Source organism: Kitasatospora saccharophila, from assembly GCF_039529925.1.
Lineage (GTDB): Bacteria > Actinomycetota > Actinomycetes > Streptomycetales > Streptomycetaceae > Kitasatospora > Kitasatospora saccharophila.
Genome location: NZ_BAAANS010000057.1, coordinates 40090 through 49080 on the forward strand (window position 1 = coordinate 40090; position 8991 = coordinate 49080).

6 protein-coding genes are annotated in these 8991 nt (G+C 75.2%); 2 read left to right on the plus strand and 4 right to left on the minus strand.

Going from position 1 to position 8991, the window contains the following annotated elements:
* Nucleotides 1-9: 9 nt before the first annotated feature.
* The gene (locus tag ABD345_RS31625; RefSeq protein WP_344557160.1) at nt 10-1020 is read right to left on the minus strand and encodes a mechanosensitive ion channel family protein; all 1011 of its coding nucleotides are present in this window, start codon (nt 1018-1020) and stop codon (nt 10-12) included.
* A 157-nt stretch (nt 1021-1177) separates the two neighbouring features.
* Here ABD345_RS31625 and ABD345_RS31630 point away from each other — a divergent pair, with 157 nt between their 5' ends.
* Nucleotides 1178-3937: an alpha/beta fold hydrolase gene (locus ABD345_RS31630; protein ID WP_344557162.1), complete on the plus strand. Its 2760-nt coding sequence runs from the start codon at nt 1178-1180 to the stop codon at nt 3935-3937.
* Entirely contained in the window at nt 3934-4821 is an 888-nt protein-coding gene (locus tag ABD345_RS31635; protein WP_344557164.1) for an ABC transporter permease, read from the plus strand. Before ABD345_RS31630 ends, ABD345_RS31635 begins: the two co-directional genes overlap by 4 nt.
* Nucleotides 4822-4842: 21 nt before the next feature.
* Here ABD345_RS31635 and ABD345_RS31640 read toward each other — a convergent pair whose 3' ends face one another.
* The 3 genes from ABD345_RS31640 to ABD345_RS31650 all read right to left on the minus strand — a co-directional run bounded on the left by ABD345_RS31640 (nt 4843) and on the right by ABD345_RS31650 (nt 8643).
* A complete protein-coding gene (locus ABD345_RS31640; protein ID WP_344557166.1) occupies nt 4843-5397 on the minus strand; it encodes a hypothetical protein in 555 nt (184 codons plus the stop codon).
* Between the two features lie 152 nt (nt 5398-5549).
* Nucleotides 5550-7481 (minus strand): serine/threonine-protein kinase, encoded by a 1932-nt coding sequence (locus tag ABD345_RS31645; RefSeq protein ID WP_344557167.1) that lies wholly within the window; start codon nt 7479-7481, stop codon nt 5550-5552.
* Between the two features lie 175 nt (nt 7482-7656).
* On the minus strand, nt 7657-8643 hold the full coding sequence (locus ABD345_RS31650; protein ID WP_344557168.1) for a serine protein kinase RIO: 987 nt from the start codon (nt 8641-8643) through the stop codon (nt 7657-7659).
* Nucleotides 8644-8991: the final 348 nt, after the last annotated feature.

Consider the following 8991-nt stretch of genomic DNA (forward strand, 5'->3'; position numbering starts at 1 on the left):
GCCGCGCGCTCAGTCGGTGCGCACGCGCGGCAGGGACTCCGGGTGGTGGTCGCGCAGGTACGCCAACAGGTGCTCGCGGGCGGCGAGTTTGAGGGCGGCGGTGGCGTCCGGGTCGCGGGCGGTCATCGCGGCGCGGACCACCACGGTGGACGGGGTGGTGTCGGAGACGGTGAGGGACCAGTCCCGGCCGTCCCAGAGGCCGCTGCCGGCGAGGTAGCGCCCCAGCTCGGCGCGGAGCGCGTCGACCGGGGTGCGGTGGTCGAGGTGCAGCAGCAGCCAGCCGAGCAGGCCGGGGTCGCGGCGGGTCCAGTTCTCGTACGGCTTGGAGACGAAGTAGGAGACCGGGACGACCAGCCGGCGCTCGTCCCACAGGCGCAGCACCAGGTAGGAGAGGGTGATCTCCTCGACGGTGCCCTGCTGGCCGTCCAGCACGACGGTGTCGCCGATCCGCACGGTGTCGCTGAAGGCGATCTGCAGCCCGGCGAAGAAGTTGCCCAGGGCGGACTGGGCGGCGATGCCCGCGACGATGCCGATGATGCCCGCGGAGGCGAGCAGGCTGGCGCCGACGGTGCGCATCGCGTCGAAGGTCAGCAGCAGCGCGCCGCCGGTGACCACCCAGACCACGGCGGAGCCGACCCGGCGGACCAGGCCGAGCTGGGTGCGCACCCGCCGCACCCGGGAGGCGTCCTCGGTGACCGTCTCGTAGCGGCTGAAGGCGGCCTCGATGACGGCGGCCAGCACCCGGACGGTCAGCCAGCCGAGCGAGCCGATCAGCACCAGCAGCACGCCGTGCCGGACCGCGTCGTCGTCGCTGTGGAAGATCCGGCGCACCGGCTGGGCGGCCAGCAGCAGCGCGGACAGCAGCACCAGTTGGAGCGGGACGCGGCAGCGGCGCAGCTGCGCCCAGACCGGGGCGTCGGGGTGGCGGTCGGCGAGGCGCTGGAGGACCTGGTCGACCAGCCAGCCGGCGAACAGGGTGGCGAAGACGGCGGTGAGCAGGCTGGCGAGCGGCCAGAACACGGGTCACCTCGGTGGCGTCCGGTGGTGGGGGATTCGCACCCTACCGTGGGGGATCGCACCGGTTCGGGAACCCGCGCGGGGGGCGGGGCGTTGCGCGGGTGCGGTCCGGGGCGGCCTGACGGCTTCCTTACCGGCCGCCCGGTTAGGATCACCTGCCATGGGCTTCGGTGGGGCGTGGCGCGGGTGGTGGACCAGGCGCAGGGCGGTGCTGGCCGGCGCGGTGGCGGCCGCGCTGCTGGTCGGCGGCGGATCGGTCGCGCTGGCCGGGCAGCCGGAGGCGGTGCACCGCGAGGACCGCTTCCTGGAGATGCCCGAGGTCGCGGGCAGCGCCGACAGCGTCCGGATCGACACCTCGTTCTTCACCGCGGGCGGCTCCGGGCGCCGCCCGGCGGTGCTGCTGGCCCACGGCTTCGGCGGGTCGAAGGACGAACTGCGCCCGCGCGCCGAGGAGTTGGCCCGGCAGGGGTACGCGGTGCTGACCTGGTCGGCGCGCGGCTTCGGGAAGTCCACCGGGCAGATCGGCCTGAACCAGCCCGAGCGCGAGGTCGCGGACGTCTCCCGGCTGCTGGACTGGCTGGCGCAGCGCCCCGAGGTGCAGCTCGACGCCCCCGGCGACCCGAAGGTCGGCGTCACCGGCGCCTCGTACGGCGGGGCGGTGTCGCTGCTGGCCGCCGGGTACGACGGCCGGATCGACGCGATCGCCCCGCAGATCACCTGGTTCGACCTGGCGGACGCGCTGTTCCCGCAGGCCGTGCGGGGGAGTTCGGCCGCCGACGGGGTGTTCAAGAAGCTGTGGGCCGGGATCTTCTTCACCACCGGCTCCTCCTCCGGCCTGTCCGCGGGGCTGGCCGCCGGCTCCTCCACGGGTGCGGGCGCGGACTCCGGGGACGGCCCGGTGGGCTGCGGGCGGTTCCGGGCGGAGCTGTGCGAGATGTACGACCGGGTCGCGGCGGCCGGGCGGCCGGACGCGGACGCGGTGAAACTGCTGGAGCACTCCAGCCCCTCCGCCGTCGCGGACCGGATCAAGGTGCCGACGCTCGTCGTCCAGGGCCAGCAGGACTCGCTGTTCCCGCTCGACCAGGGCGACCGGATCGCCGCGGCCGTCGCCGCGAACGGCGCGCCCGTCGCGGTCGACTGGTTCGGCGCCGGCCACGACGGCGGCCAGGAGACCAGCACCCGCGCGGACGCCCGGATCACCGCCTGGTTCGACCACTACCTCAAGGGCGACGGCACCGGCACCGGCCCCGCGTTCCGGGTCACCCGCACCGGCGGCGTCGACTCCACCGGCTTCCAGGCGGTGCTGCGCGGCGCGGACGCCGACGCCTACCCCGGCCTGGACGGCACGGCGCGGCGCGAGGTCGCCCTGACCGGCCGCGAGCAGCGGATCGCCAACCCGCCCGGCGGGTCGCCGCCGAACATCTCGACGCTGCCCGGCATTGGCGCGCTCTCCCAGCTGTCCACGCTCGGCGCCGGCCTGTCCATCGACTTCCCCGGCCAGTACGCCTCCTTCGACTCGGCGCCGCTGACCGCCTCCCTGGACCTGACCGGCGCCTCCGCCGTGTCGGTGCGGGTCGCCGCGGACACCCCCGAGGCCGTGCTGTTCGCCAAGCTGTACGACGTCGCCCCCGACGGCAAGCAGACCCTGCCGCAGCAGCTCGTCGCGCCGCTGCGGGTGACCGGCGCGGACGCGCCCGGCGGCCGGACGGTGCGGATCGCGCTGCCCGCCGTGGAGCACCAGTTCCCGGCCGGGCACCGGCTGCGCCTGGTGCTCGCCAGCACCGACCTGGCGTACGCCTCGCCCGCGCAGCCCGCCACGTACACCGTCGCCGCCGACGGGCCGCTGACCGTGCCCACGGTGCCCGGACTGCGCACCGAGTCCGCGCCGGTGCCGGACCGGACCTGGGTGCTGCCGCTGGTCGCGCTGGCCGCCGCCGCACTGCTGGTGTTCGCCCGGCGGCGGCGGGACGCCGCCCCCGCGCCGGACCCGGAGCTGGCGGACGTGCCGCTGGTGATCACCGGACTGTCGAAGAAGTACAAGGGCTCGACCGACCGGTACGCGGTGCGCGAGCTGTCGTTCCGGGTCGAGCGCGGGCAGGTGCTCGGGCTGCTCGGCCCCAACGGCGCCGGCAAGACCACCACGCTGCGGATGCTGATGGGCCTGATCCGCCCCGACGCGGGCGGGATCCGGGTCTTCGGCCAGGCGATCCGGCCGGGCGCGCCGGTGCTCTCCCGGGTCGGCGCGTTCGTCGAGGGCGCGGGCTTCCTGCCGCACCTGTCCGGCCGGGCCAACCTGGAGTCGTACTGGGCCGCCACCGGGCGCCCCGTCGAGGACGCGCACTTCGCCGAGGCACTGGAGATCGCCGGCCTCGGCGAGGCCCTCGAACGCGCCGTCCGCACCTACTCGCAGGGCATGCGGCAGCGCCTGGCCATCGCCCAGGCCATGCTCGGCCTGCCCGACCTGCTGATCCTGGACGAACCCACCAACGGGCTCGACCCGCCGCAGATCCGCGAGATGCGGGAGGTGATGGTCCGGTACGCCGCCGCCGGGCGCACCGTCATCGTCTCCAGCCACCTGCTCGCCGAGGTCGAGCAGTCCTGCACCCACCTGGTGGTGATGGAACGCGGACAGCTGGTGGTCGCCGGGCCCACCACGGAGATCACCGGCGCGGGCGAACAGCTGCTGGTCTCCGTCGAGGACGGCTTCGAGGGCGCCGACGCGGTCGCCGGGAAACTGGCCGGACTGGCCGGCATCGCCTCCGCCGAGGCGGTGGACGCCGGACTGCTGGTGCGCCTGGACGGCCTGCCCGCGAGCCGGCTGACCGCCGAACTGGTGCGCCTGGGCGTGCCGGTGACCGGCATCGGCCCGCAGCGCCGACTGGAGGACGCCTTCCTGTCCCTGATCCGAGGAGCGGCATGAGCGGCACGAGCGGCACGAGCGGGACCGCGATCGGCCCGGCGGGCGAGAGCGCCGCACCCGGCTACCGGCCCGGCCGGACGCTGCCGCTGCGGGTCGAGGCGATGCGCCAACTGCGCCGCCGCCGCACCCTGGTGGTCGGCGGGGTGCTGGCCGCGCTGCCGTTCGTCCTGCTGGCCGCGTTCCAGCTGGGCGGCACGCCCGGGCGGGAGAACCGCACCACGTTCATCGAGCTGGCGACCTCCTCCGGGGTCAACTTCGCCACCACGATGCTGTTCGTCGGCACCGGCTTCCTGCTGGTCATCCCGGTCGCGCTGTTCTCCGGCGACACGGTCGCCTCCGAGGCGAGCTGGTCCTCGCTGCGCTACCTGCTGGCCGCGCCGGTGCCCCGGGCCCGGCTGCTGGTGCGCAAGTTCACCGTGGCGATGGCCTTCTCGGCCGCCGCGGTGGTGCTGCTGCCCGCGGTCGGACTGGTGGTCGGCACCGCCGCGTACGGCTGGGGCGACCTGAAGCTGCCCACCGGGGCGAGCCTGACCGCCACCGAGGCGCTGCCCCGGCTGGGGATCGCCGTGCTGTACGTGTTCCTCGCCGAGATCGTGATCGGCGCGCTGGCGTTCTGGCTCTCCACGGCCACCGACGCCCCGCTCGGCGCGGTCGGCGGCGCGGTCTTCGCCTCCATCATCACGGGCGTGCTGGACGCCGTCACCGCGCTCGGCTCGCTGCGCGAGTGGCTGCCCGCGCACTGGCAGTACGCCTGGGCGGACGCGCTCCAACCACGGCTGGAGTGGGGCGGCATGGTGCAGGGCGTGGTGCTGTCGCTGTCGTACGCGGTGGTGCTGCTGGCGCTGGCGTTCCGCGGCTTCGCGGCGAAGGACGTGGTGTCCTGAGGGGCCGGTCCGCTCCGGGGCTCAGCGGGCGCCGTCGCGGACCAGCAGCAGGTCGAGGTCCAGGGCGTGCGCCCGGGACGTCCAGACCGGCAGGTGCTCGGTGAGGAACCAGGACGCCTCCTCCAGGTCGTCCTCGTCCAGCGCCTCGACGCCCTGCTCGTGCACCGACTCGGAGGCCAGCGCGGCCAGCTCGACCAGCAGGTCGCCGGTGTCGGCGCGGGCGGCGAGGGTCGGGTACGGCCACGGCCAGTCGTCGGTGGCACCGGCCGGGAACGGCCAGGGGCGCGACCACAGCGCGGTGAGGGCCGGGAGTTCGAGGGCGGTGAAGACCTCCGTCAGCTCGTCCCAGTGCCGGCCGGGGACGGAGACCGCGCCCAGCGGGGTGCCGAAGGCCCCGGCCAGGGCCGGGAGCAGGGCGGTGTAGCGGGAGTCCTGGTCGGGGCGCAGCCGGCCGGAGAGCAGCTCGGCGAGCGCGGCGGAGGGCGGCACGCCGGGGAGGGCGCGGTCGCCCGAGCCGGGCAGGCGCAGCAGGGCGGCGGCGTCCACCGCGAAGGCGGAGAAGTACTGTTCGGCCATGCCCGCATTCTGCCCCGGAAGGGGGACAACGCCCCTACGCGGGAGGAGGATTCGGGAAGGGAATTGACCGTGCGGGACCGTGCGGGACCGTAGGGACCCTTGGGGGGTGGCCGGGGGGTGGCCGTTGGCGGGTGGGGCGTCGGGGCGGGGCGTCAGGAGAAGCGGAAGAGCTGGGACTTGTCGCCCGGGTTGCAGGTGTTGACGGTGAGGGTGCTGCCGCTGCCGTTGTCGGTCAGGCAGCCCTGCGGGCCGTAGCCGAACTTGAGCTGGAAGTTGCCGGAACCGGCGTCGGCCAGGTACCAGCTGATCATGTCGCCGAAGGAACCGCTGTCCGCGAGTTCGGCGATGCTGGGGCTGGTCGCGTAGCGGGCGCCCAGGTTGATGCCGCTGTCGGCCTTGCAGGCGGTGAAGGTGGTCGCGCCGTTGGTGACGGACTTGACCCAGCCGTAGGAGGTGTGGCCGCCGGAGACCACGGGGACGCCCGCGCTGACGGCGTCGGAGCCGAGGCCGAGGGCGCGGCCGCTGCCGGTGTTGACCAGCTTCCCCCAGCCGGCGCCGCCGCAGCCCGGGGCCGGGCCGGACGGGGTGGTGGGGGTGCTGGGGGCGGTGGTGGTCTGCTGGGGCGGCTTGGGGGTGCTGCCGCCGTTCGCACCGCTGCCGGAGCCGCCGCCCGAGCCACCGGAGCCGCCCGAACCGCCGGAGCCGCCTGAGCCGCCGCCCGAGGCGGTCGAGGAGCCGCTGCCCGTTCCGCTGCCGTTGCCGGAGGAACCGGCGGAGGTGCCGGGGGCGCTCCCGCCGCCCCGGCCGCCGCCGTCGTCGGTGCCGGAGCCCTGCGGGGGGTCGGTGTTCGGCGGGGCGGGATCGCCGGACGGGTCGGTGCCGGGGGAGGGGGACGGCGACGGGGCGGGAGCGGGCTGCGCGGTGCCGGCGGAGGAGGCGGACGGGCCGGTGGCCGGGGCGGAGCCGCCGGGGGACCGGGTGCCGTCGGCCGTGCGGTGGGACTCCCGCTCCTGCCAGGGCAGCAGATCGAACTGCTGGGCGGTCACCCCGCCGCCGGTGACCAGCACCACGGGCAGGACCAGGGTGGCCAGGCGGCGGCGCCCGGAACGCTTCTTCGTGGCCGCGGCCGGGGCCGGGGCCGCGGCGGGTTCGGGCGCGGGGGCGGGGACGGGGGCGGGCGCGGGGGCGGGGACGGCCGGGGGCTCCTCGACGGCCTCGGGTCCGCTGAGCACCGTGCCGAGCCCGGCCGGGGTGGACATCGCCTGCCGGGCGGCGACGGCCATCGCCGCCGCGTCCGGGTAGCGCTCCGCGGGCTCCTTGGCGAGCGCTCTGGCGACCACCGCCCGCACCGGGCCGGGCACGCCCTCCGGCAGGTCGGGGACCGGCTCGCGGACGTGCTTGAGCACCACTTCGAGCGGCGTCCCGCCGGTGAACGGCACCGCGCCGGCCAGCAGTTCGTACAGCACCACGCCGACCGAGTAGAGGTCGGAGGCGGCCGAGGCGTCCTTGCCCTCGGCGCGTTCGGGGGCCATGTACAGGGCGGTGCCGATCACCGCGTGGGAGGTGGTGATCCGGCTGTCGGCCAGCGAGCGGGCGATGCCGAAGTCGGTGACGGTGACCCGCCCGTCCGCGTCGATCATCAGGTTGGACGGCTTGATGTCCCGGTGCACGATGCCCTGCCGGTGCGCGGCGTGCAGCGCGTCCAGCACCTGGGCGGCGACGTCCAGCGCGCGGTCGGTCGGCAGGGGGTCGCGGCCGCGGGCCCGGTCGAGGGGCTTGCCGGAGAGCAGCTCCATCACGATGTACGCGGTCCTGGCGTCCGGATCGGTGCCGTCCTCGCCGTAGTCGTGGATGTGCACCACACCGCGGTGGTTCATCGCCGCCAGCACCGTCGCCTCGCGGCGGAACCGGGCGGCGAAGACCTCGTCCTCCATCAGCGCCGGAAGGACGATCTTCACCGCGACCTGGCGGCCCAGCACCTGGTCCTCGGCCCGCCAGACCTCGCCCATCGCGCCGCTGCCGAGCCGCTCGGAGAGCGCGTACCGGCCCCCGAGGACCGTCCCCCGACCCCACATGTCCCGCATCCCCCGAGCATGTCGTACGACTTCTCCGCAGTGATTCTGGCCGTTCGAACGCGCAGGGGGAAGCCGGTGCCGCCCCCCGCCCTGCCCGACCGCCGAGACTCTACACCCGTTGCCTGGTGCAACTGGCTTGTGGAGGAACGGAGATGAGGCAGGGTCAGGGGCGGGCCGGTTCCGGTCAGCGGCGCAGGCGGGCGTCGGTGGCCAGCGAGTCGACCAGGGCCTCGACGCTGGTGGGCGGGAGGCCGCGGGAGACGAACCAGGCGCCGACGTTGCGCACGTCGCGCTCCAGGAAGGAGAGGCCGCGCGGGTTGGCCACCACGTCGACGATCTGCGGCACGTCGATGATCACCAGGCGGCCGCGGTGCACCAGGATGTTGTAGGCCGAGAGGTCTCCGTGCGCGTAGCCGTCGTAGGCCAGCAGGGCGAGGCTGCGGCCCAGCTGCGCCCACAGGTCGTCGATGTCGGCCTCCTCGGCGCGGAGTTGGGCCAGCCGGGGTGCGGCCGCGCCGTTCTCGTCGCCGACGAACTCCATCAGGATCTCGGTGCCGGTGATCTGCACCGGGTACGGCACGGCGACGCCCGCCGACCAGAGCCGGCACAGCGCGCCGAACTCGGCCGCCGCCCACTGGCCGGCGATCGCCTCCTTGCCGAAGGCGGTGCGCTTGGCCATCGCCCGGGTGACCCGGGACTCCTTGTGCTGGCGGCCCTCCAGGTAGCCGGAGTCCCGGTGGAACATCCGGTGCTGGGCGTCCCGGTACCGCTTGGCGGCCATCAGGGTGCGGCGGGTGGTGCCGGGGACGGAGCGCTCCAGCAGGAAGACGTCCGCCTCCTTGCCGGTCTTCACGATGCCCAACTCGGTGTCGACCGCCGCGAGTTCGGTGACGACCCAGTCGGGGCGCGGCTCGGGGCCCTTCTCGGTCGGGGTGGACTGGTCCCACGTCGACCAGCGGTCGCCGGTGGCGGGGCCGTCGGTCACGGGGGCGGGGTACTGCTGCTCGTCGGCGTCGGCGTCGGTGTCGGCGTCGGTGCCGAGGGCGGTGTCGGCGAAGTAGTCGTACTCGGGCTGGGAGTCGTCGAAGCGGTCGGCCCGGCGGCCGCGACGGGAAGCACCCTTGGGGCGGATGCGGGAGAAGGAATCGTTGTCGGCAAAGCGCTCGCGCACTGCGGTGGCTCCTGGGGAGTGGCCCACCGGGGCGCGGAGTGACGCGCTGTCAGCCGGTGGGGCGAAGACGGGGGGAGGCGTATGGCGCGCACACGAAGGCGCACCGCGTCACGGCGGCAACCATCGGTCTGCACCTCCTCTCGTCGGGCCCGCGGGCGCACGGCGGCGCGGCGGGACGGTTGCCACCTTAGGCGTGGGGGTGAACGCGGCGCAAAGGGTTTTTCGGGGGCGGTTGATTCGGGGTGGGGAGGGTGCGGCTGGGTGGGTGGCCGGGCGCGCAGTTCCCCGCGCCCCTGACGGGGCGAGGAGGGAGAGCGGGGGAGGGGTGGAGAGAAGGAGGGGGAGAGG